At 61.5% G+C, this 20,781-nt stretch carries 22 protein-coding genes; 9 read left to right on the top strand and 13 right to left on the bottom strand.

The window, feature by feature from the left end:
• The first annotated feature begins 20 nt into the window (after window positions 1-20).
• Window positions 21-941 (top strand): diacylglycerol kinase family protein, encoded by a 921-nt coding sequence (locus X735_RS152710; RefSeq protein ID WP_023811005.1) that lies wholly within the window; start codon window positions 21-23, stop codon window positions 939-941.
• Between the two features lie 29 nt (window positions 942-970).
• On the opposite strand, the gene X735_RS152715 is transcribed toward X735_RS152710, so the two are convergent.
• Complete coding sequence (locus X735_RS152715) at window positions 971-1,174, bottom strand: hypothetical protein (protein WP_023811004.1); 204 nt, start codon at window positions 1,172-1,174, stop codon at window positions 971-973.
• 149 nt (window positions 1,175-1,323) lie between these two features.
• Here X735_RS152715 and X735_RS152720 point away from each other — a divergent pair, with 149 nt between their 5' ends.
• The gene (locus X735_RS152720; protein WP_023811003.1) at window positions 1,324-2,856 is read left to right on the top strand and encodes an HWE histidine kinase domain-containing protein; all 1,533 of its coding nucleotides are present in this window, start codon (window positions 1,324-1,326) and stop codon (window positions 2,854-2,856) included.
• 13 nt (window positions 2,857-2,869) lie between these two features.
• Here the strand turns inward: X735_RS152720 and X735_RS152725 are convergent, their stop codons facing one another.
• The 3 genes from X735_RS152725 to X735_RS152735 form a co-directional block, all read right to left on the bottom strand.
• The gene (locus X735_RS152725) at window positions 2,870-3,328 is read right to left on the bottom strand and encodes a hypothetical protein (protein WP_023811002.1); all 459 of its coding nucleotides are present in this window, start codon (window positions 3,326-3,328) and stop codon (window positions 2,870-2,872) included.
• A 9-nt stretch (window positions 3,329-3,337) separates the two neighbouring features.
• Complete coding sequence (locus X735_RS152730) at window positions 3,338-3,664, bottom strand: DUF883 family protein (protein WP_023811001.1); 327 nt, start codon at window positions 3,662-3,664, stop codon at window positions 3,338-3,340.
• 126 nt (window positions 3,665-3,790) lie between these two features.
• On the bottom strand, window positions 3,791-4,537 hold the full coding sequence (locus tag X735_RS152735; protein ID WP_023811000.1) for a Crp/Fnr family transcriptional regulator: 747 nt from the start codon (window positions 4,535-4,537) through the stop codon (window positions 3,791-3,793).
• 145 nt (window positions 4,538-4,682) lie between these two features.
• Between X735_RS152735 and X735_RS152740 the strand changes: the two genes are divergently transcribed.
• Window positions 4,683-5,054, top strand: coding sequence for a response regulator (locus X735_RS152740; RefSeq protein WP_023810999.1), 372 nt, complete (start codon window positions 4,683-4,685; stop codon window positions 5,052-5,054).
• Between the two features lie 13 nt (window positions 5,055-5,067).
• On the opposite strand, the gene X735_RS152745 is transcribed toward X735_RS152740, so the two are convergent.
• Window positions 5,068-5,619 carry an RNA polymerase sigma factor gene (locus X735_RS152745; protein WP_013529285.1) on the bottom strand — a complete coding sequence of 184 codons (552 nt, stop codon included), beginning with the start codon at window positions 5,617-5,619 and terminating at the stop codon, window positions 5,068-5,070.
• A gap of 3 nt (window positions 5,620-5,622) precedes the next feature.
• Entirely contained in the window at window positions 5,623-5,826 is a 204-nt protein-coding gene (locus X735_RS152750; protein ID WP_023810998.1) for a NepR family anti-sigma factor, read from the bottom strand.
• Window positions 5,827-6,039: 213 nt separating this feature from the next.
• Between X735_RS152750 and X735_RS152755 the strand changes: the two genes are divergently transcribed.
• The 5 genes from X735_RS152755 to X735_RS152775 all read left to right on the top strand — a co-directional run bounded on the left by X735_RS152755 (window position 6,040) and on the right by X735_RS152775 (window position 9,461).
• Entirely contained in the window at window positions 6,040-6,834 is a 795-nt protein-coding gene (locus X735_RS152755; RefSeq protein ID WP_023810997.1) for a response regulator, read from the top strand.
• Window positions 6,835-7,005: 171 nt separating this feature from the next.
• Window positions 7,006-7,173 (top strand): DUF1328 domain-containing protein, encoded by a 168-nt coding sequence (locus X735_RS1000000167475; protein ID WP_013529282.1) that lies wholly within the window; start codon window positions 7,006-7,008, stop codon window positions 7,171-7,173.
• 176 nt (window positions 7,174-7,349) lie between these two features.
• Complete coding sequence (locus tag X735_RS152765; RefSeq protein ID WP_023810996.1) at window positions 7,350-8,381, top strand: sensor histidine kinase; 1,032 nt, start codon at window positions 7,350-7,352, stop codon at window positions 8,379-8,381.
• A gap of 424 nt (window positions 8,382-8,805) precedes the next feature.
• Complete coding sequence (locus tag X735_RS152770) at window positions 8,806-9,132, top strand: hypothetical protein (RefSeq protein ID WP_023810995.1); 327 nt, start codon at window positions 8,806-8,808, stop codon at window positions 9,130-9,132.
• Between the two features lie 83 nt (window positions 9,133-9,215).
• Entirely contained in the window at window positions 9,216-9,461 is a 246-nt protein-coding gene (locus X735_RS152775; protein WP_023810994.1) for a membrane lipoprotein lipid attachment site-containing protein, read from the top strand.
• Between the two features lie 96 nt (window positions 9,462-9,557).
• Here the strand turns inward: X735_RS152775 and X735_RS152780 are convergent, their stop codons facing one another.
• The 4 genes from X735_RS152780 to xylF all read right to left on the bottom strand — a co-directional run bounded on the left by X735_RS152780 (window position 9,558) and on the right by xylF (window position 14,664).
• Window positions 9,558-11,186, bottom strand: coding sequence for a CHASE domain-containing protein (locus tag X735_RS152780; RefSeq protein ID WP_023810993.1), 1,629 nt, complete (start codon window positions 11,184-11,186; stop codon window positions 9,558-9,560).
• A 127-nt stretch (window positions 11,187-11,313) separates the two neighbouring features.
• Window positions 11,314-12,114: an ATP-binding cassette domain-containing protein gene (locus X735_RS152785; RefSeq protein ID WP_023810992.1), complete on the bottom strand. Its 801-nt coding sequence runs from the start codon at window positions 12,112-12,114 to the stop codon at window positions 11,314-11,316.
• A gap of 11 nt (window positions 12,115-12,125) precedes the next feature.
• Window positions 12,126-13,478 carry a sugar ABC transporter permease gene (locus X735_RS152790; protein WP_023810991.1) on the bottom strand — a complete coding sequence of 451 codons (1,353 nt, stop codon included), beginning with the start codon at window positions 13,476-13,478 and terminating at the stop codon, window positions 12,126-12,128.
• 145 nt (window positions 13,479-13,623) lie between these two features.
• Window positions 13,624-14,664 (bottom strand): D-xylose ABC transporter substrate-binding protein, encoded by a 1,041-nt coding sequence (xylF, locus tag X735_RS152795; RefSeq protein WP_023810990.1) that lies wholly within the window; start codon window positions 14,662-14,664, stop codon window positions 13,624-13,626.
• A gap of 269 nt (window positions 14,665-14,933) precedes the next feature.
• Between xylF and X735_RS152800 the strand changes: the two genes are divergently transcribed.
• A complete protein-coding gene (locus X735_RS152800) occupies window positions 14,934-16,178 on the top strand; it encodes an ROK family protein (RefSeq protein ID WP_023810989.1) in 1,245 nt (414 codons plus the stop codon).
• Between the two features lie 33 nt (window positions 16,179-16,211).
• Here X735_RS152800 and X735_RS152805 read toward each other — a convergent pair whose 3' ends face one another.
• From X735_RS152805 to X735_RS152815, 3 genes are all read right to left on the bottom strand, one after another.
• Complete coding sequence (locus X735_RS152805; protein WP_023810988.1) at window positions 16,212-17,531, bottom strand: HlyD family type I secretion periplasmic adaptor subunit; 1,320 nt, start codon at window positions 17,529-17,531, stop codon at window positions 16,212-16,214.
• 3 nt (window positions 17,532-17,534) lie between these two features.
• Window positions 17,535-19,262 carry a type I secretion system permease/ATPase gene (locus tag X735_RS152810; protein ID WP_245273207.1) on the bottom strand — a complete coding sequence of 576 codons (1,728 nt, stop codon included), beginning with the start codon at window positions 19,260-19,262 and terminating at the stop codon, window positions 17,535-17,537.
• A 74-nt stretch (window positions 19,263-19,336) separates the two neighbouring features.
• Window positions 19,337-20,761, bottom strand: a complete 1,425-nt coding sequence (locus tag X735_RS152815) for a family 16 glycosylhydrolase (protein ID WP_023810986.1) — start codon at window positions 20,759-20,761, stop codon at window positions 19,337-19,339.
• Between the last annotated feature and the right edge of the window lie 20 nt (window positions 20,762-20,781).

The raw sequence follows: 20,781 nt of genomic DNA, 5'->3' as shown, positions 1-20,781 counted from the left end.
CTGACATGGTGGAGCGGGGCATGAAATTCGCAGCGGTGCTGAACCGGGATGGCGGCACTTTGCGCACCACCGACCTCGCCGCATTCTCCGACCGGATGCATCAAACGCTGGAAGCGGCGGGTCACTCGCTCAGCATCGAAATTGTCGCCGGCAAGGACGTGGTGGAAACGCTCGACAGCGCAGCTTCGCGTCGCTCGGTCGACATCGTGCTGGCGGGTGGCGGCGACGGGACCATTTCCGCCGCGGCTGCCCGGCTGATGGGCACGAAGAAGGCGCTAGCCATATTGCCGGCCGGCACCATGAACCTGTTCGCACGCGGGCTGGGCATTCCGCAGTCGCTCGACGGCGCGCTGAAATCCTTCGCCGACGGCGAAATCATCGCAGTGGACGTGGCGACGGCCAATGGCCAACCTTTCGTGCACCAGTTCTCGATCGGCATGCATGCGAAGATGGTGCAACTGCGCCAGAAGATGGAGTTCGGTTCGCGGTTGGGAAAGATCCGCGCCTCGGCCAAGGCGGCTTGGGCGACGATCAACAATCCACCTGCGATGAATGTGACACTCAGCATCGGCGAGGCCGAAATGGCGGCCCGCATCACCGGCATTGGCGTCACCAACAATTTGTTCGGCGAAGGCCATTTGCCCTACACCGACAATCCGGCGGGCGGCGTGCTTGGTGTCTATGTCACGGTGGCGAAGCAGCGCGCCGAACTGGTCAAGTTCTTCTTCAACGTGGCGCGCGGCAAATGGCGCGACAACGAACATGTCGAAATCCACCAGACGAACAGAACGGTGCTGAGAATCCATTCGAGCAGCCGCAAGTTTCGCGCCGTCATGGACGGCGAACTGGTCAGGCTTGACCGTGAAACGGTAATCGAGATCCAGCCTGGCGCGCTGAATGTACTGGTGCCGGCGAGCGCGGCTCAATCGAGAGCCGCCTGATGCGGTGCGTTGCATCCAACAAACCGGCTTTAACCAGCAGGAGCCTCTTCGGTGGTGTTGGGCGGTGTGGGGACATGCTGTTCATCGCTGGTTGGCGTCTTGATCAACACTCCATAGATCTCGGCAATGCCCCACGCGGCAAACACCAGAAGCAATGCGGCGATCAGGATTCGAAATCCATGCCAGCCCCATCGCCCCTGCCGGGCCTTGTTTTCTGGAATGATCTTGGCCATGCTCGATCCCTGTCTCATTCTGCACCAACTGGCGCGCTCGGCAAATCATTGTCGGGTAACGGTTCCTCGCTAGGATGGTTCCGGAAAAGCGCGTTGGCCTTGCACCGTCGCAAGCATGCGGCGGCGATGACCGGGACGAGGCAATTGGGGTGACTGGCAAGACGCAAACAGTGCCCGAGCTGCCCGCCGAAGTTGCGCGCGCAGTCAGGGATGTTGACCGGCTCGCTGTGCTGCACGGGTTGGAGATGCTGGATACGGCGGCCGACCCGGATTTCGACCGCGTCAGCAGCCTTGCCGCGGCGGTGATGCAGGCGCCGATTGCTCTGGTCACACTCGTCGACCTGGAACGGCAGTGGTTCAAATCCTGCTTCGGCCTGGACGAGACCGAAACCACGACCGACGTCTCGTTCTGCGCCCATGCGATTGCCGCCGGCGACGAGCCGATGGTTGTCGTGGATGCAACGACGGACCCCCGTTTCAAGACAAACCCGCTGGTCACCGGAAAGCACCATGTCCGCTTCTATGCCGGCGCACCGATGATCGTGGCAGGTGCCCGCATCGGCACGCTGTGCGTGCTCGACCGCGAGCCGCATGGTTCTCCATCCCGCGCCGAGCTCGACCAGTTGAAGGCGCTCGCCGGCCTCGCCGCCAGCCTGTTCACCCTCAAGGACGCAACCCGCAGCGGCACGATCGCCGAGGCCGCACTGGTTCGCGAGGAAAAACGGCGCGCCATCGCACTCGATGCGGCATCGCTCGCCAGCTGGGCATGGGATATCCGTACCGATATCATCGAATGCGACACATTGATGTCGGAGCTGTTCAACCTGCCGCGCTCCAACCGGTTGCGCGCACGCGACATCCTCACCGCCATCGATCCGCGTGACGTCTACCAGACCGAAACCCGCTTTCGCGACGCCCTGACCGGCAGCGACGACTATTTCGGCGAATACCGGGTGAAGGGCTTTCACCCGCCGCGCTGGCTCGCCACGCGCGGCCGTGTGATCGAGCGTGACGGCGACGGCAAGCCGACATTGATCTTCGGCGTCAACTACGACATCTCCGAGCGCAAGCTCGGCGACGAACGGCAACGGCTGCTGCTGCGTGAGCTCAACCATCGCGTCAAGAACACTTTGGCGACCGTCCAGGCGCTGGCAACACAGACCGTGCGCCATGCCCGCCAGCCAAGCCAGTTCCTCGAGGCCTTCGGCGCCAGGCTTCAGGCCTTGGGCATCGCCCACAATCTGTTGTCGGACCGCGAGTGGCGTGGCATCGGCATCAGTGAACTCGTCCAAATCGAGGTCAAACCTTTCGAAACGGCCGAGCAGCCGCGCATGACGATCTCCGGCGACGACCTGCTGCTGTCGCCCGACCAGGCCATCGGGCTTGGCCTGATCCTGCATGAACTCGCCAGCAACGCGCTGAAATATGGCTCGCTGTCGGTGCCGTCAGGCAGGGTCGACCTCGGCTGGAGGACGCAAGGCAGGAGGGATGCCCGGCGTCTTGTGCTGACCTGGCGTGAAAGCGGCGGCCCGCAAGTCGCTCCGCCGGATCGGCACGGCTTCGGCTCGATCCTCATTCGCCGCAGCCTTGCCAAGGTCATTTCCAGCGAAGTGACCCATGAATTCCGGCCGGAAGGCGTATTTGCCGAAATATCGATGCCCCTGGAAGATCTGTCGAAGTGACCTCCCGACAGCTCTATCTCCGCTCGCTCTCGTCCGGATCGTCGGATTTCACATTCTCGCGGTAGATGGCGTAGGCCGCGAGGGCCACGGCCGGCCCCAGAATGACGCCGAGACCGCCTTTTCCCTTAAGCAGGCTCGGCAGCACGGCGAGTGCGGCGGTGATGCCGATCGCCTTCATGTCGGCATTGCGGCGCTGCGCCCGGCGCCGGGCACGCGAGCCTGCCGATATCCGGTAGACCAGCAGGACAAGCCCGGCAAGCACCAGAAAACCGACGCCGAACCCCAGTGCCGCGGCAAGCGGCCCATAGCGCATCGCCGCCCAGATATAGGCGGCCCCGACAAGAAAGCCGAGACCGCAAAGTGCGGCGGCCATGGCGATCACATAGACGATTGCCGCCGTGCGCGCCCGGTATATGGCGGCCACGGTCTCCCCCGAGGCGAGACCCGAGATCAGGGTTGCCAGCATTCCCATCCGAAGCGACTAGCGACGCGCGATGAGTGCGAAAAGGAAGCCGACGCCGGCGGCGATCGCCAGTGACGTCACCGGCTTTTCGCGTACACTTGCCATCATCTGCGCTTCGATGTCCTTGGCATTGCTGCGCAGGCTGTCAAAGGCTGCTTCGCCCTGCGCACGCAACTGCTCGACCCCTTCCGTGGCTGCGCGGCGCGCGGTGCCATAACCATGCTCGCCGGTCTTGGCCAGTTGTTTGGTGAGCTTGTCGATGTCGGCCTTCAACTGCCTGATGTCGGCTTCCAGGTCCGCATTTGCACGGGCGTCGTTTGCGGTCTTTCCTGCGGCAGTGGCCATGGCTTAACTCCTTGTGATTGCTTGGTTTCAAACGCGCTGCCCGCCTCAAGGTTCCGGCATTGGGACAAAGTAGCCGAAAACGCATCGGCGCGCACCGGTCCGTCGGCTCCGGCAAGAGACGCTTCCTCAGATTAATGGCCGGCGCGCTTCACCCAGCCCTTCCCAGCCGGCGAGCCGCTTGAGGCCTTCATTGTCGGAGACCACGCAGCCGCCGTCGCGCCAGACGATCAGCTTGCGATCCATCAGCTTGCGGATCGTCTTGTTGGTGTGAACCAGCGACAGGCCGAGCGTATCGGCAATGTGCTGCTGCGTGATCGGTATCTGGACAGTTTGGTTGCCATTCAGTCCAACGACCTTGGCGCGGCTGCCGATGAAGGCGATGAGATAGGCAGCGCGCTCGATCGCACTGCGGCGCCCGAGGCTGAGCAGGTTCTCGTCCAGCATCCGCTCTTCACGCGATGCGATCCAGGTGATGTCATAGGCCAGCCCGGGATGATTGCGGTACAGCTCATGCAGATATTCGCGCTCGAAAACACACAGCAGCATCGGCGACAGTGCCTCTACGGAATGCTGCATCTCGCCCATCACACTGCCTTGCAGGCCGATCAGATCGCCGGGCATGAGATAGTTGAGGATTTGGCGGCGGCCGTCCCGCAACAACTTGTAGCGAAACGCCCAGCCGGAGAGCACGGTGTAGAGATGGGCGCTATGGCTTCCCTCCACCAGCACCGTGCCACCCTTTTCGACTGCGAGTTCGCCCTTCTTGAATTTGCTGATGAAGGCCAGTTCCTGTTTTTCGAAATCGCGGAAAATCGGCAACGGCCGCAATGGGCAGTTCTCGCAAGGATATTGGCTATTGTTCTGGACTGACATTTCGACCCCCTTCGAAAGCCCGCTCTTGGAGGAGCGCGTTTCCCGTTGCAAGGATTGAGATTCCGCCCGCTTGCCACATGTCTTTTTTAAATGACAGCAAGCGAATTAGCGATCATGACTCCGGCGTTTCAAGGAGTCTTTGCCTGTGCCCACATTGCTTGACGGATTGCGGATTCTGGTCCTGGAGGACGAATTTCTGATCGCCATGGATGTCGAGCAGCTTTGCCGCGACCATGGCGCCGATGAGGTGGTGATCGCCCGTGACCTGACCGAGGTCGATGGCCGCGAGGTCGCCACGCGATTCGATGCAGCCATTGTCGACTTGATGCTGGGCGGTGTCTCGACGATCGATTTCGCCTCCGGCCTGCGCGCGGCAGGCATACCTTTCGTGTTTGCGTCGGGCTATTCGGATGCAGAGGAGATCAAGGCATCGTTTCCGGGCGTCAGGCTGATTGGCAAACCCTATTCGGGTGAAGACCTCGTGCAAGCGGTCGCCGCGGCCTGCGGACGCGCTTGAGACACGATCGCGGTCAGCTTGCCGGCGAGCTCGTTACCTGGGCCGAAATTGCGTCCGGACCATACTCGTCCTCGCCTGATATTTTCAGGATCTCCTGCAAGCGCGTACGGGCTCGGCTGACGCGGCTCTTGATCGTCCCCACCGCGCAACCGCAGATCTCGGCGGCCTCCTCGTAGGAGAAACCAGACGCGCCGATGAGGATGATGGCTTCGCGTTGGTCCTCCGGCAATTGTTCCAGCGCCCCACGAAAATCCTTCAGGTCAAGCTGGCCGTGCTGAGCCGGATGAACGGCAAGCCTGGCCGTCATGATACCGTCGCTGTCCTGCACTTCGCGCCCGCGCTTGCGCATCTGCGAATAGAACTCGTTGCGCAGGATGGTGAAAAGCCAGGCCTTGAGGTTGGTGCCGGGCTGGAAGCTCTCATGCTTGTCCCAAGCCTTGACGAGCGTTTCCTGGACGAGGTCGTCGGCTTTATCGGCATTTTGAGTCAGCGACACGGCGAACGCGCGCAGACTTGGGATTGCCCCAAGCAGATCGGTCTTGAAGCCTTGGGAGACCGCGGCCATGCCTCAGTCCTTCTTCTGTGCGGGTTCAGCCTGTTCCAGCTGGCTAAGCAACTGGGAAAAGCGATCCGGCACATCGTCGGAGACCAGCGCGTCGTAATATTGTTTGAGTTTGCGTCCGATTTCGGAGTTCGGTCCAAGAGCATCACCAGAACCGTTCCGGCGCCTGCTCTCGGCGCCAGCCAGAATATCTTTCGTCATATCCTTCATTTTGCCCTTGTATTCCCAGCGCTCAAGCCGCTCTTATCATACTCAACACAACGCAAGCGGCGCCCTCGTCTGGTTGCCCATCCCGACCACAAACGCCACTCCCCGGCTTTTGTTCCGTCGAGGCGGAACTTTTTCAAAAAATCCGCGTTAACGTCAGGGCTTGCAGTCAGCTTGACCTATGCAATCACGTCATTCTGAGGGAGACGTCTTACCATGAGCTTATCCGCCACCATCGCACCACATCTGCCCTTCCTGCGCCGCTTCTCGCGGGCTGTTTCCGGGTCGCAAGAGAGTGGTGATGCGCTGGTAGCCGCGATGCTCGAGGCCATCATCGCCGATATCGAGATATTTCCCGAAGCATCGAGCGACCGCATCGCGCTGTACAAGGTTTTCGCCAAGCTGTTCACATCCGTCGCCATCCGCGTCCCGCAGGAGCAGGCGCAATCGGCGTGGGAACAGCGCACCGCCGCCAATCTGAATGCGATCGCGCCGCGGCCTCGTCAGGCCTTTCTGCTCGTGGCTGTCGAAGGCTTCAGCGAGGACGAAGCGGCTGAGATCCTCGACGTCGGCGACCAGGAGTTTTCAGAGCTGCTTGCCCAGGCGAGCAACGAGATATCCCGTCAGGTGGCAACCGACGTTCTGATCATCGAGGATGAACCACTGATCGCCATGGATATCGAAGAAATGGTAGAGAGCCTCGGGCACCGCGTCGTTGGAACGGCGCGCACCCATGCCGAGGCAGTGATGATGTTCGGCAAGACACGGCCGAAGATGGTGCTGGCCGACATCCAGCTTGCCGACGGCAGTTCCGGCATCGAGGCCGTGAACGAGATCCTGTCATCGACGTCGGTGCCGGTCATCTTCATCACCGCCTTCCCCGAGCGCCTCTTGACTGGCGAACGGCCGGAACCGGCCTTTCTGGTCACCAAGCCGTTCAATCCCGACATGGTCAAGGCGCTGATCAGCCAGGCACTGTTCTTTGACCGCCAGGCGAAAGCCGCCGCATAGTCGTGAATTGGGGAAGTGGTAATCGTGCCGCCTGATGCACGCGGGCGGCGACGGTGAAATTCCTGCGCGCTTCCTGCTTGAACGATTTGCAAGCTCGGTCTTTTTCGGCAAAGGGTGGGAACAAACCGCAGCCACCCACGTTTTTATCGCACCATTCGAAGGAGATGCATCATGCTTTACTGGGCGCTCGTATTTCTCGTCGTTGCGATCATCGCCGGCGCGCTTGGTTTCGGCGGCATCGCCGGTACATCTGCCGGCATAGCGCAGATATTGTTTTTCATCTTCCTCGCTTTCCTGGTCATTTCGCTTCTTGCGGGCCTGTTCAAACGGGCTTCATAACAACGAACGGCCGAACACTGGAAGCCGCACCCCTCAAACGGTTTCCAGCCACCGCCGGGCGGTGTCCTAAAGGACGCCGTCCGGCGGACCGTTTTTTGGCGGCGGGTTCGGGAAACCTGTTTGGAACCCATTCACCGGTGAGCCGTTCAGCCTGAATTGGGTGGACAGTTTGGCCGATGGGTTCCAGGACCAGAAACAGGAAGGACGACGTGCAAAGCGATGAAGTCATCGCCCTCCATCCTGCCGAAAGCGGCATGCAGCTCGGCCGCGCCCTTCTTCACGCGTTGCACAATGCCGGCATTTCCGTTCTCTACCAGGATCGCGAGATGAAAACCGTATGGGCGCGCAACATGCGTGCGCCCTGGGTTTCGGACACCACCGACAGCATCGGTATTCTGCCGGAGGCGCAGGCCGACCGCATCGGCGCGGCCAAGCGCGACGTCATTGCATCCGGCAACCCCCAACGTCTCGAGATCAGCGTTCCCGTCGAGGATGGCAGCCGCTGGTTTGAGGTCTGGATCGATGCCGACCACGGCGACGGCGGCACGGTGCAAGGCGTCGTCACCACAATGGTCGAGACGACCGAGCAAAAGCGCCGCGAGCAGACCCTGACGACGCTGTTGCGGGAGGTAAGCCATCGCTCCAAAAACCTGCTGGCGATCATCCAGAGCATAGCCACCCAAACCGGTCGCTACTCCGACAGCATCGGCGATTTCCTGACACGCTTTCGCGGCCGGCTGCAATCGCTGGCTTCGTCCCAAGATCTCGTGACCTCTTCCAACTGGCGGGGTGCAGCACTTCGCGAACTCGTATCGGGCCAGGTGGGCCGCTACGGCGGCGATCCGGTTCGCAGCCTGAGATTTCAGGGGGCAAACCCCTATCTCAATCCCAACGCTGCCCTGCATATCGGCCTTGCGATGCATGAACTCGCCGTCAATTCGGTGAGCTATGGCGCCCTGTCGCGGCGCGATGGATTCGTCGATGTTACAGCTAACCTGACCGCCGCCGACACGGGAACCTCCCTGTCCCTGACATGGGCCGAGGCAATCGGAGCCAGTGATGTTAGGCGTAGCGAGAAGCGCTTCGGCAGCGTCGCACTCGAACGGGTCGTGCCGACGTCGCTGAACGGAACGGCGACGCTCGAAATCGCGGCTGGCCGTCTCGAGTACCGCCTTGTCGTTCCGCACGGCAATTTCGAGACGGATTGAGCGACCCGAGCTTCCTTAACCAGCTGTTCACCATAAAAGCAGATGCTGTTTTTCCCAGATACCGCTGGAACTTGTTGCATCACCGAACATTTCCGCAGCAGGATTGCAGCATGGTGCGGGAGGAATGCCTTGACGGTTGCCGACATGAACAGACTGGAGCAGGCCGCCCGGATTTCCATGGGCGAGTTTGAGGACTCCGAGGCATCCGCGCCACCGCTGGCCCCTGTTCCCAATGGGGCCTTGCGCCTTGTCGCTGGGCCTGCTGGCCGTGATCGCGGTGGTCGCCCTGTACCAATTGGTCTGAGGCCAGCTCGTTTCGGCCGGTGACAGAATCGATTGTCGCCCTCTTACTTCCCTGCCCGGCCCAGCGAGCCAGGAACTTTGGCGAATGTAGACCGTTACTATGGCGAGAGGACTTCCCGCCATGGAACATATCGCTGCATTGCTGCTGGTCATCGGTTGCTCGAACACGATGGCCGACTGCCGTGAACTCCAGGTGCCCAGAAGCGTTTTCGCGAGCGCCGAGCAATGCGTGGCCGAACGCCCGTTCGCCTTGGGCGACGTGCAAGGGCAGGCTGACAACATCGTCGCCAAATGCCTTGCCGTCGATCCGGCGCTTGAAGACGACTATGATAAGATCGTCTGGAATGTGCGCGCCGATGGTACGCTTGACGCGTCTTTGGCAATTTCCAGCCTCGTAATGGCGTCGAACGCGGCACGCCCAGAAAAAGACTATCTTCACCAACAATAGATTGCAGCAGCAAAGGCCGTCATTTCATGCTAAATGGCAGCTGGAGCTTTACCAAGTGAGGACAAAAAGTGAGGAGTGACTCTATGCGGAAGATGATTATTGCACTGGTTGCGGTGGTTGCCGTCAGCGGCTGCACCTCGACCGAGCAGGACGTGGTTGGCGGCGGCTTGATCGGCGCCGGTGTCGGCGGCTTGGTCGGCGGCGGCAAGGGTGCGCTGATCGGCGCGGCCGTTGGTGCCGGTTCCGGCCTGCTGGTGCGCAATCTGCGCAACGGCTATTGCCAATATCGCGATCATCGCGGCCGGATCTACACGGCTCGCTGCAACTAATTCGGCGATCATCGAAACGTCGATCCGGAGGCCGGTCCGCTGGCCTTCGGATTTTTCATGTCTGGACGCTTGATCCTTTTCGGGTGAAGGTCGCGCTCAGTTGGCGAGTGGAATTTTGATTTCCACGTTCAGCCCATTGGCCTGGTAATCGCGTTTAATCGTACCGCGCAGTTCGCGCGTCACGTTGAGATCGATCAGCTTGGTGCCGAATCCGGTCTTGGCTGGCGCTTCGAGTTTGGTCTGCCCGTTTTCGCGCCAATTGAGAGCCAGCGTCCTGTCGCGCCCGCGCCCTTCGACCGACCAGTCCACTTTCAGCGCGCCGACGGAATTGCCGGCTTCGCCGTATTTCAGCGCATTCGTCGCCAGTTCGTGGAAGGTCAGGCCGAGCGCTTGCGTCGTGGTTTCGTCGAGCAGCACCTGTGGTCCCGACAACAGCTCATCGGGTAGCTCCTTGCCGAACACCTGACCCAGCTCGATGCGCAGGAGATCGCCAAGATCGGCCTTCTGCCAGCGCGAGCGCGTCAGCATATCCTGGGACGCCGCCATCGCCTGCAGCCTGGCCGAGAAGGATGCGGAAAACTCGTTGACGTCGGTAGCCCGCGACGCCGTCTGGCGCGCGATAGCCAGCACCCTGGTAATCGAATTCTTGATGCGATGCTTCATCTCCTGCAGCATCAGGTCTTTTTCGATCAGGCTCTTTTCCGTCGTTTCGTGCAATCGCGACGCTGCCTCATAGGCCCGCTCCTGATAGCGCGCCACCAGCGCGATGGCGCCCGCCAACAGCAGGCCGAACAGCCCCAGCATCACCGGAATGGCGCGCGACGACGGCTGCGAGAAGGCGCTTGTCGGCCGGAACAGGACAGTCCACGGCCGTCCGGCGACGATGATCTTTCGGGTGACCAGCAGCCTGTCGCCGAAAGTCGACGCCGGCGGCGTCTCCGACCGGAACAGCAGATTATCGCCGTTCACGGCACCATCGCCATCATAGATTTCGGTGTTGACCGGCAGCAACGGCGACCGGCTGAGCGCGGTCTGGAACAGATCGCGAGCCCGAAAGGCCGCATAGAGAAAACCGGCCGTCGAGGATCTCGAAGCATTGATGACGTCGGGAGCGGTTTCGACATTGAGCCGCACGAAAACGAAGAAGCCGGTGAACGTCTGCGCGGCGCCCGTGTCCTGGCCCAATTGCACCAGCCCGCTGGCGTGCTGCTGGTCGTTGGACATCGCCTTTTCGATCGCCACACGCCGCGCCGGTTCGCTGAACATGTCATAGCCGATGCCGGCTTGATTGGATGGATCCAGCGGTTCGAACAGCACGATAGGGGTGCGCCAGGGTTGAGTGGTATCCGGATAGATTGGATGACTGTCGCCATAATCGTGCAGCATATCGCGTTCGACCGTCGCCTCGTCGCCCGCCTTTGCCAGCCTGAGGAAGCCGATACCGCGCAAGCCGGCGAAATTCTTGTCGACATCGAGCGCGTTGAAGAACGCCTTGAACTCATTGCGAGAAATATCGCCATTGCGGGCGTCGAACAGGGCCTGCGTTGAGCGCAGCAGCGACAGATGCAGGTCGATGCGGCTCTCGATCCGGTTGAGCGCATCGTCGGCAGTCGCCTCGAACTTGATGCGCGCGGCTTCCTGCGTGGCGAAATAGGCAAAACCTGCCATCACCATGCTGATCAGCGCGACGGCGATAAAGGCGATGATCGGAAAAAGCTTCTTCAACGGATCGTGCGGTCCCTGAGCAATGTCGGACCTTTATGGGCAAGTCGCCGTGCCAACACAATGCCAAGGCCAAGCCATCCTTACGGCTGGCATATCACTTGTCCGGCAACCGCGATCTGGCTCGATCTCAGGCCGCTATCTTCAGCGCGCCCGGTCCGGGAATGGCGCCCGGCGGGCATTTGCCCAGAATGATCATCCCCAGCACCTCGTCCTGGGTGACATCGGTGGTGCGGGCGGTGCCGACGACCTGGCCGTTCTTCATGACGCAGACCCGGTCGGCAAGCTCGAACACATCGTGGATGTCGTGGCTGATCAGGAAGATGCCGATGCCGTCGGACTTGAGCTGCTTGACCAGTTCGCCGACCTGCGCCGTTTCCTGCGGACCAAGCGCCGCCGTCGGCTCGTCCATGATCAGGATGCGGGCGTTGAACAGGATCGCACGCGCGATCGCCACCGATTGCCGCTGGCCGCCCGACAGCTTGATCACCGGCTCCTTGAAGCGCTGGAACCGGGGATTGAGCCGACCCATCACCTTGCGCGCCTCGGCCTCCATGGCAACGTCGTCGAGCGTGCCCCAGGCGGTCATCAGCTCGCGGCCGAGGAACAGATTGGCGGCGGCATCGACATTGTCGGCCAACGCCAGCGTCTGGTAGATCGTCTCGATGCCATATTTCTTGGCGTCGCGTGGATTGGAGATCGATGCCTCCTCGCCGTTGACGAAGATCTGGCCCGAATCGCGCTTGTAGGCGCCGGACAGGATCTTGATCAATGTCGACTTGCCGGCGCCATTATGGCCGAGCAGCGCCACGACCTCGCCGGGGAAAAGATCGATCGAGGCGTCGTCGACGGCGCGGATGCCGCCAAACGCGATCGAGATGTTCCTCATGTCGATCAGCGCGGTGGCTGCAGGAGCAGTCTTGTCAATCATGGCATGCCCTCCTAGACGCGCTTGCGATAGACGGTGTCGAGCCACACGGCGATGACCAGTACGGCCCCGACGACGATGCTCTGCAGCGGCGAGTCGACGCCGAGCAGCACCATGCCGGACTGCAGCGACTGCATCAGCAGCGCGCCCAGCATGGCGCCGATGATCGTTCCCGATCCGCCGGCAAGCGACGTGCCGCCGATTACGGCGGCTGCAATGACCAGCAGTTCGTCGAGCGTTCCAAGCACGTTGGTGGCCGAATTCTGCCGGGCCGAGGAGATTGCCGCGGCGATCGTGGCCAGCACGCCCATGATCATGAACACCTTCATGGTGATCCAGCGCGTGTTGATGCCGGCGAGATTGGCCGCCTCGGGATTGCCGCCGATGGCAAAGACATAGCGGCCGAAGCGGGTGCGGTTGGTGATGAAGGTCATGACCAGCCCGACGGCGACCGCCATCAGCACCGGTATGGCGATACCGTGGGCGATGAACAGGCCGCCTTCGGGAAGGGTGATGTTGTTGGCGGCCGCATATCTGTTCACGATGCCGATCGGCCAGGGATAGGAATTGGCGAGCCAGACCGCGCCCATGATGGCGCCGCAGGTGACGACTCCGAGCAGCGTCTCGGCCCAGATCGGACGTAGCGGAAACCGGAAACGCTTGCGCTGCACCCGGCCGTTGAACAGCCCAAACACCACGGCGAGGCAGGCGACGATCCCGACGACCCAGCTCCAGGTCGCGCCGATCGATCCCGCCGGCCCGCCGCCCATCAGCTGAAAGGTGGCGTCGAGCGGCGCCACGGTCTGGCCTGACGTGACCCACCAGGCCGCACCGCGCCAGACCAGCAGGCCACCCAGCGTCACGATAAAGGCGGGCACTTCGAGATAGGCGATGACGAAGCCTTGAAAGGCGCCGATCAACAGGCCAAGCGCCAGGCCGATGACCAGCGCCAGGACCCAGATCCACGGATTGCCGAGTTCGAGCCCGACAAAGCGCACCAGGAAATGAACCTGAGCAAATCCCATTACCATGCCGATCAGGCCCTCGGCGGAACCGACCGACAGGTCGATGTTGCGCATGACGATGACCAGCACCATGCCGCAGGCCATGATGGCAACCGCGGATGTCTGCACCGACAGGTTCCACAGATTGCGCGGCGTGAGAAAGGTGCGGCTGTCGAAATCGAGCGGGTTGACGCCCAGGCGCAGGCTGGAAATGACATGCAGCCCAATCCAGATGACCAGCAGCGCACCGATCATGCCGAGCATGCGGGTGTCGATCTCGGTCGCCTTCAGGAACCGGGCGACGGCCCCGAGTTCCGACGCGCGCGCCGTATCGGCCTGTGGGTTGGACGTCGTATCGGTCATGATTTCCTCCCACCGACTGGCCGTCTGACGCGCATGCCGGAGCCCAGCCTAGAAGCTATCCGCATGATGCGGAAACACAAAAGTTTTTGAGAAAACGCCGCGGCTTTTGGGCCGCGGCGTTGAGAATGCAGGCACAAGCCAGCTTTTAGTTGCAGGCCGCGACGGTGCCGGCAGCGACGCCCGTGCAGACTTCTTCCTTCTTGATCCAGCCAGCGTCGATGACGAGGTTGAGATTGTCCTTGGTGATGGCAATCGGGGTCAGGAACAGCGACTTGACGGTGTTGCCGCCCGGCGTCGTGAAGTCCTTGGCGCCGGCAATGTCGCCGGTCTTCTTGCCGTCTGCGAGCTGCGAAGCGATCTCGGCGGCGGTCTTGCCGAGCTCACGCGCGTCCTTCCATACCGAAACGGTCTGCGTGCCGAGCGCGATACGGTTCAGCGCGGCGTGGTCGCCGTCCTGACCCGAGACCGGCACTGTGCCGGCAAGGCCTTGCGCCGTCAGCGCCGCGACGACGCCACCGGCGGTGCCGTCATTGGCCGCGACCACCGCGTCGACCTTGTTGTCGTTGGCGGTCAGGAACTGTTCCATGTTCTTCTGGGCGTTGGCGGGCAGCCAGCCATCCGTGTAGGCTTCGCCGACATTCTTGATCTTGCCGCTGTCGATGGCTTCCTTGAGCACTTCCATCGAGCCCGAGAACAGGAAGTCGGCATTGGGATCGGCACCGGAGCCCTTGATGAAGACGTAGTTGCCTTCCGGCTTGACCTTGAACACTTCGCGGGCCTGCATGCGGCCGACTTCCTTGTTGTCGAAGGTCAGATAGAAGACGTCCTTGTTTTCGATCAACCGGTCATAGCCGACGACCGGAATGCCTTCGTCCAGCGCCTTCTGCACCGCAGGGCCGATGGCCGAGGCGTCCTGCGCCAGGATGATCAGCGAATTGGCGCCCTGCGAAATCAGGCTTTCGACATCGGTGAGCTGCTTGCCGGGATTGGACTGCGCATCGGCGGAGATGTACTTGTCGCCGGCGGCCTCGATCGCCGTCTTCATGGCGGCCTCGTCGGTCTTCCAACGCTCTTCCTGGAAATTGGACCACGAAACGCCGACGACCTTGTCCTTCGCCTGCGCGACAGACGCGAGCGTCAGCGACATGGCGGCACCCGCCAGGATGGCGGCTGTGAATCTTTTCATATTATCCTCCCTGCGCCGCGTATGGCGCGACCAAACTGACCCGAGGGCCGGCACAGAAGCCCTATTTTTTCGAGCCTCGAAAAAACACTGGGCCAACGTCCGAACGCTGTCAACATCGATTCTGATGGATTTTGATGTCATTTCGAGTTTTTTTCGAGTCTCGGAATAAATAAATGACAGGGCGTGCAGCTTCTGCCAGTATTTACCTGCGTCACCGACAGCGTTCCAGGGCAGGAAGAACCGCGGCGACCGGGAGGACGTGAAAGAACATGTCGGTCGGAATCCGCCACGACGATCTGCGTCGCCGCAACCGGGCGATGGTAATTGCGGCCGTGCGCCAGGCCGGACAACCGTCCCGCACCGAAATCGCCGCGACCACAAGCCTCAGCCATTCGACCATCTCGGCGATTTCCTCCGACTTGATCGTCGAAGGCATCCTGACCGAAAGCAAGCCGAGCGAGGCCGGCTCGCTCAAACGCGGCCGGCCGCAGGTCGGCCTCAGCCTCAATCCGGAAGCGGCCGCGGTAATGACCGTGGTGCTGTCGCTGAACTTCCTCTCCGTCGCCGTCATCGACTATGCCGGCCAGGTAGTATCCGAGGAACAGCGCCGGCTGGACACGCTGACGATGTCGCGCGAGTCGCTGATCGGTGAATGCACGGCAATCGTGCGGCGCCGCCTGGCAGATCCCGACCTGGACGTGCGCAGCATCGCCCGCATCGCGCTGGCGATCCAGGGCATTACCGACACCCGTGCCCGCGCCATGCTGTGGTCGCCGATCACGCCGCACACCGATATCGCCTTCGCTGACATATTCGAAGACGCGTTCGGCATCCCCGCCATAATGGAGAACGACTGCAACATGATGGCGGTGGCGCTGCGGTGGCGCGACCCCGATCGTTACCGCGACGATTTCATCGCTATCCTTTTGTCGCACGGCATCGGCATGGGCCTGGTGCTGAAGGGCGAATTGTTCACCGGCACCCATTCCTCGGGCGGCGAATTCGGCCACATGATCCATCGGCCGAACGGCGCGCTCTGCCGCTGCGGACGGCGCGGCTGCGTCGAAGCCTATGCGGGCAATTACGCCATCTGGCGCAACGCCAGGCAGATGGGCGAGGATGCAGAACCCGTCGCCGATGTCAGCGACGCCGACATGCGCGCCCTGGCTGCCGCGGCCCGCGAAGGTGACGGACCCGAACGGGAAGCCTATCGCAAGGCCGGCGAAGCGCTCGGCTACGGCCTCGGCAGCCTGTTCGCGCTGATCGATCCGGCGCCGGTCGCCATGGTCGGTGTCAGCGCCGCCGCCTTCGACCTGATCGAGCCGGCATTGCGGCAAGCGATTGCCCAGACCGCCGGCGGCCAGCATTCCAAATCGATTTCCTTCGACACCGAGCCGAACGAACTGCCGCTGATCCGCGAAGGCTGCGCCATGCGGGCATTGATCTTCGTCGATCAGGAGATTTTTGCGCCGGGCGTGCAGGCGAGAGGGAGCGCCGGAAAGAGCGTGGCGTGAGGGCCAGGGTCAAAATTGCGCGGTCCGCAACATCTACCGCTCCGTGAAAGCGCGCGCGAAGGAATCGCGCATCGGCCGTACGAGATACTCGAAGAAAGTCCGTTCGCCGGTGCCGATGAACGCTTCTACCGGCATTCCAGGGTAAAGCTGCTCCGCTTTCACGCCGGGCGGCAAGTTGGCGGCAATCTTCAGCTTGGCGCGGAAATAGGGTTCATGCGTAGCCTGATCGATGAGCCGATCTGCGGAAACCTGTGTCACCATGGCTGAAATCTCGGGGGTGAGCCGCATGTTCAACGCTGATAGTCGCAGTCTTGCCGGCTGGCCGACACGAACCTGGTCAATGTCTTTCGGCGGCAGCCGTGCATCGACGATCAAGCCCGATGCCGTAGGCAGAATCTCCATGATCTTCTCGCCGGGGGCAATCACGCTGCCCTTGGAATTGTAGGTGGACGATACCACGATGCCCGCCGCCGGCGCCTTGATCGTCGTCCGCCGCAGCACTGCCTCGGATGCCCGCATCTGTTCGTCAATGTCAGCCAGCGAAGAACGTACCTCGTCGAGTTTCGTCAGGGCTTCCTCCACGCGTTGCGTGGTCAGGCGCTCTATCTGCTGCTGCGCTTCGACGATCTGGGTGTTGGCCGATGCAAGATTTGCCTCCAGCGCCCCTGCCTGCCCGACGAGATCGGCCTCGCTACGCAAAAGCTGTGAATATTCAGTGCGATTGGTGAGGCCCTTGTCCAAAAGGCTGGTCTTGATGCCCAGTTCTTTCTTCACGACTTCGGCCTGTTGCTCAATGGCCTGTTTCTGGGCCTGCAACCCGACGACCGATTGGCGATGCATGGCAACCCGTTGCCTGAGGATCGATTGTTCCGATCGAAATCGGGCGAGCCTGGCGTTGAATTCCTTCTGCTGTTCTTGAACCAGGACCTCGAAATTGTGCTGGAACGGTGCCGGCGCAGCCTCTGTGATTGGCGCAAGCCGATCCAACCCGTCGCGTTCCGCCTCCAGCCGCGAGGCGCTGGCCTTCAACGCGATCGACTGTCTCGTCAGCCGGTTGAGTTCGGCTTGCGCGGCTGTTCGATCCAGCAGGATCAGTTCCTGGGCCTGTTGCACCCGATCACCCTCATGGACGAGCAACTCTTGGATGATGCCGCCCTCGGGATGCTGGATGAGGATGTTCCCGCCTGTCGCCGAGATTATGCCTTGCGTGATGACCGCGCCGGACAACGGTGCACTGACTGCCCAATAGCCAAAGCAACCCATCAATATCGCCATTGCCGCGTATCCGGCGAATGCCACCCGGCGAATGTCGGTGCGTGCTGTGCCTTCCCGGACGAGGCTCTGTGCTGTCATCTTCTACGATCCAAAGCGGACACTATGAGGGGTGCCGCGGTTCGTCGTTGCAAAAGACCCTGTCACCGCCATGCTGCGCTGTGGGGCAAGGCCGATGCCGGCGATTGGCTGCCGCATCACGTCGCCGCTTGGACCGAAGGCTGCGATCACTCCGCTGCGTAGAAGCATCACGCGGTCGCAGGCTGCGGCGACCGAAGGGCGGTGCGTTATCACGATTGTCGTAACGCCCGCCGCTTTCGCGGCGGCAAGCACTTCTTCGAGCGCGGCTTCGCCGCTGCCGTCGAGATGGGTACTGGGCTCATCCAGAACGAGAACATGCGGATTGCCGTAAAAAGCGCGCGCCAGCCCGATCCTTTGGCGTTCGCCGCCCGACAGTGTTCTGTCCGACGAACCTATTCTGGTCTGATAGCCGTCTCGCTGCTCCAGTATCAGCTCATGCGCCCGGGCATTCTTTGCTGCCTCGACGATAGAGGCGTCATTCGCATCGGGTTCAAAGCGGGCGACATTTTCCGCGATCGATCCGGGAAAGAGCTCCACCTCCTGAGCGAGATATCCGATATGCCGGCCAAGCTGCTTCTCGTCCCAGGTTCTGAGATCGGCGCCATCAATCCTGACGCAGCCGCTGGTTGCCTGAATCGCACCGACAAGCAATCTTGCCAGGGTGGACTTGCCGGCTCCGCTCGGACCTATTATCGCCACCGCTTCGCCTGCGCCGATGCGGAAATTCAGTCTCTTGATGATGGGTTCGGTGCCGGGTGTGGCGTTCGGCGCGACAAAGATGAGGCCCTGCACGACAATTTCGCCGGACGGGTCCGGCAAGGTCAGTTTTTGCGCAAGCGCCGGATGGGCGGAAAACGCCTTGTCCAACCGCTTCCACGATCGTCTGGCGTCGACGATCTGCCGCCATGACCCGATCAGTTGGTCGAGCGGCTGCAGCGCGCGGGACGACACCAGGGAAGACGCGAAGATCATGCCGGCCGTCATCTTCCCTTGCAGCACGAGCCATGCTCCGACACCCAGTATTGCCAGCTGAAGCATCATGCGTACGGCTCGCGACGTTCCACTGAAAATCGCGTTGGCCATCGACGAACGGTCATGCAGGACTAGCGCCTCCGCCACGTGCCTTCCCCACACTCGCGCGGCGTTTTGGATCATGCCCATGGCGCGCAGCGTCTCTGCATTCCGGGCAAAGGCCTGCTCCGACAGGCTGGCAACAGCCGAGCGTTCCGCCGACAAGGCATCATTCTTGCCGATGGCAAACTGATTTGCCACGACCAGCGCAAGCAACAGACCAGATCCCGCCAGCGTAAGCCAGAACAGCAAAGGATGGATGAGGTACAGCAGGGCGAGGAAGAACGGAGCAAACGGCAGGTCGAACAAGACCGCCGCGCCACGTGACCTGATGAAGGCGCATACCGAGGCAAGGTCGCGCAGTGGAGACAGGGCCGCTCCCGCAGCGTACTTAGCCTCCAGCGAGACGGCGAATGTCCTCGCGCCCAGTCTGTTGTCGACAATGGCTGCAACGCGCTGCGTGTAAACGGAGCGGACCGCATCAAGGAGACCGAGAAAGGCGAGTGCGAGAACCGCGATAGCAGAGAGGTAAAGAAGCGTCTCGACGCTGGAGGAAGGCAGGACGCGGTCATAGACCTGCAAGAGATAAAGGGGGATCACCAATAGCAGGATGTTGATGAGGAACGAAAAAACGCCGACATCGGCGAGGGCGCGCCTCAAGACTGCCCGCAGATCAGACCGTGCAATCATTCCCGCGCTCCTAACGGCTCATGGCCCCAACATTAGGGCGTCGCTTAGACCGAATGGTCGCCGGCGATGTCCAAGGGGTGGTGCTGCAGGTCGTCCAGCGTATAGGCGCGGATGTAGTCGATCTTCATCTCCGCTGGCGTAGCCAGATGGTCAGGAGGCTGGCCGGCAATGCCGCCCACCGCGAGATTGGCCAGCATATACATGGGATCGTGCATGTCGGCCGGCGTCGCTGCTTGAGCGACCTTTACACCATCATAGGTCCAGACAAGCTCATCCTTCGTCCAGAGTAGGCCATAGGTGTGGAAACCGTCGGTATCCGCAACGTTCACCGTTGACGAAACCTTCGTGTGCGCTCCCGTCTCATTGGAATGCGCCGTCATGTAGAGCGTGTTCGGGTCCTGGCCACGCGTTTCGACAACGTCCAGCTCCGGCGGCCACGAGCCGTCCTCCGGAAGCAGCCAGAACGCCGGCCAGGCTCCGGCTGTTTCAGGGAGATCCGCCCGCATTTCGAAATAGCCGTAGGTTTGCGAGAAGGTGTCGTGGGTCGTCAGGATCCCCGAGGTGTATTCGTAGTTGTTGATCAGAGGCTTGATGTCCTCCGGCGCCTGCGCGGCGGTGATGGTGAGGACGCCGTTCTCAACGCTGAACGGATGGACCGAACTCGTCGGGCCATAATTGGCGTCGATATACCACTGCAACTCACCATTGCTGCTCAACGTGCTGCCGTTCGGCGCTCCCCACCAGAAATTGGAATTCCAGGTGCCGTCCTGCCCGTCCCGAAGGCTCAGCGTGTTGAAATCGTCGGAGAAGGACAGCGTCATTGCGGACTTGTCGATCGGAAGTTCGAACTGGGTGGGCTGCAACTTGTCGATGGTCGTATTCTTGAACACCAGGATCTCGTCGGATCCGAGGTTCAGCATCACGTTCGATTCCACCTGGACCATCTGTGAACGGACGGCATCGAAGGAAGTGAAGTCGTAACCGTCAAGGCGGACCGCATCGGTCGCACCGAAATCGAAGATAAGATCACTTCCATTACCTTTGGAAATGGCGAAAGTATCGGCGCCATCACCGCCGATCAGGACATCATTTCCCTTGCCGCCATCCAGCGTCTGGTGACCCGACCCGCCCTTGATGATGTTGTCCAACGCATTTCCGAACGCAAATCGATTGGCGCCGGTAACGACGAGGTTCTCGAAATTGTCGGGGAGCTTGTAGCTCATCCATGTGTCGATCGTGTCGATCCCTGCCCCAGGATCCTCGACCACCTTATTGTTGGTGGAATAGAGATGATAGTAGTCGTCGCCGGCGCCACCGTAGATCGTGACATTGACGCCGGTATCTCCCCAGAAGGAGTCGTTGCCGGAGGTGCCATGCAGTTCCGGTCCAGACCCGGTGGCCGAGAACCAATGAGTGGAAGCGCCGGTGTAGGCAAGAGGGATGCCCTTGGCGTTTAAGACCGTGCTCATCAGAAATCCTTCCTCATGGT

The organism is Mesorhizobium sp. L2C084A000 (assembly GCF_000502875.1).
GTDB lineage: Bacteria > Pseudomonadota > Alphaproteobacteria > Rhizobiales > Rhizobiaceae > Mesorhizobium.
Note: the sequence above shows the minus strand (reverse complement) of the source record. Positions and strands in the feature narration are given on the sequence as shown.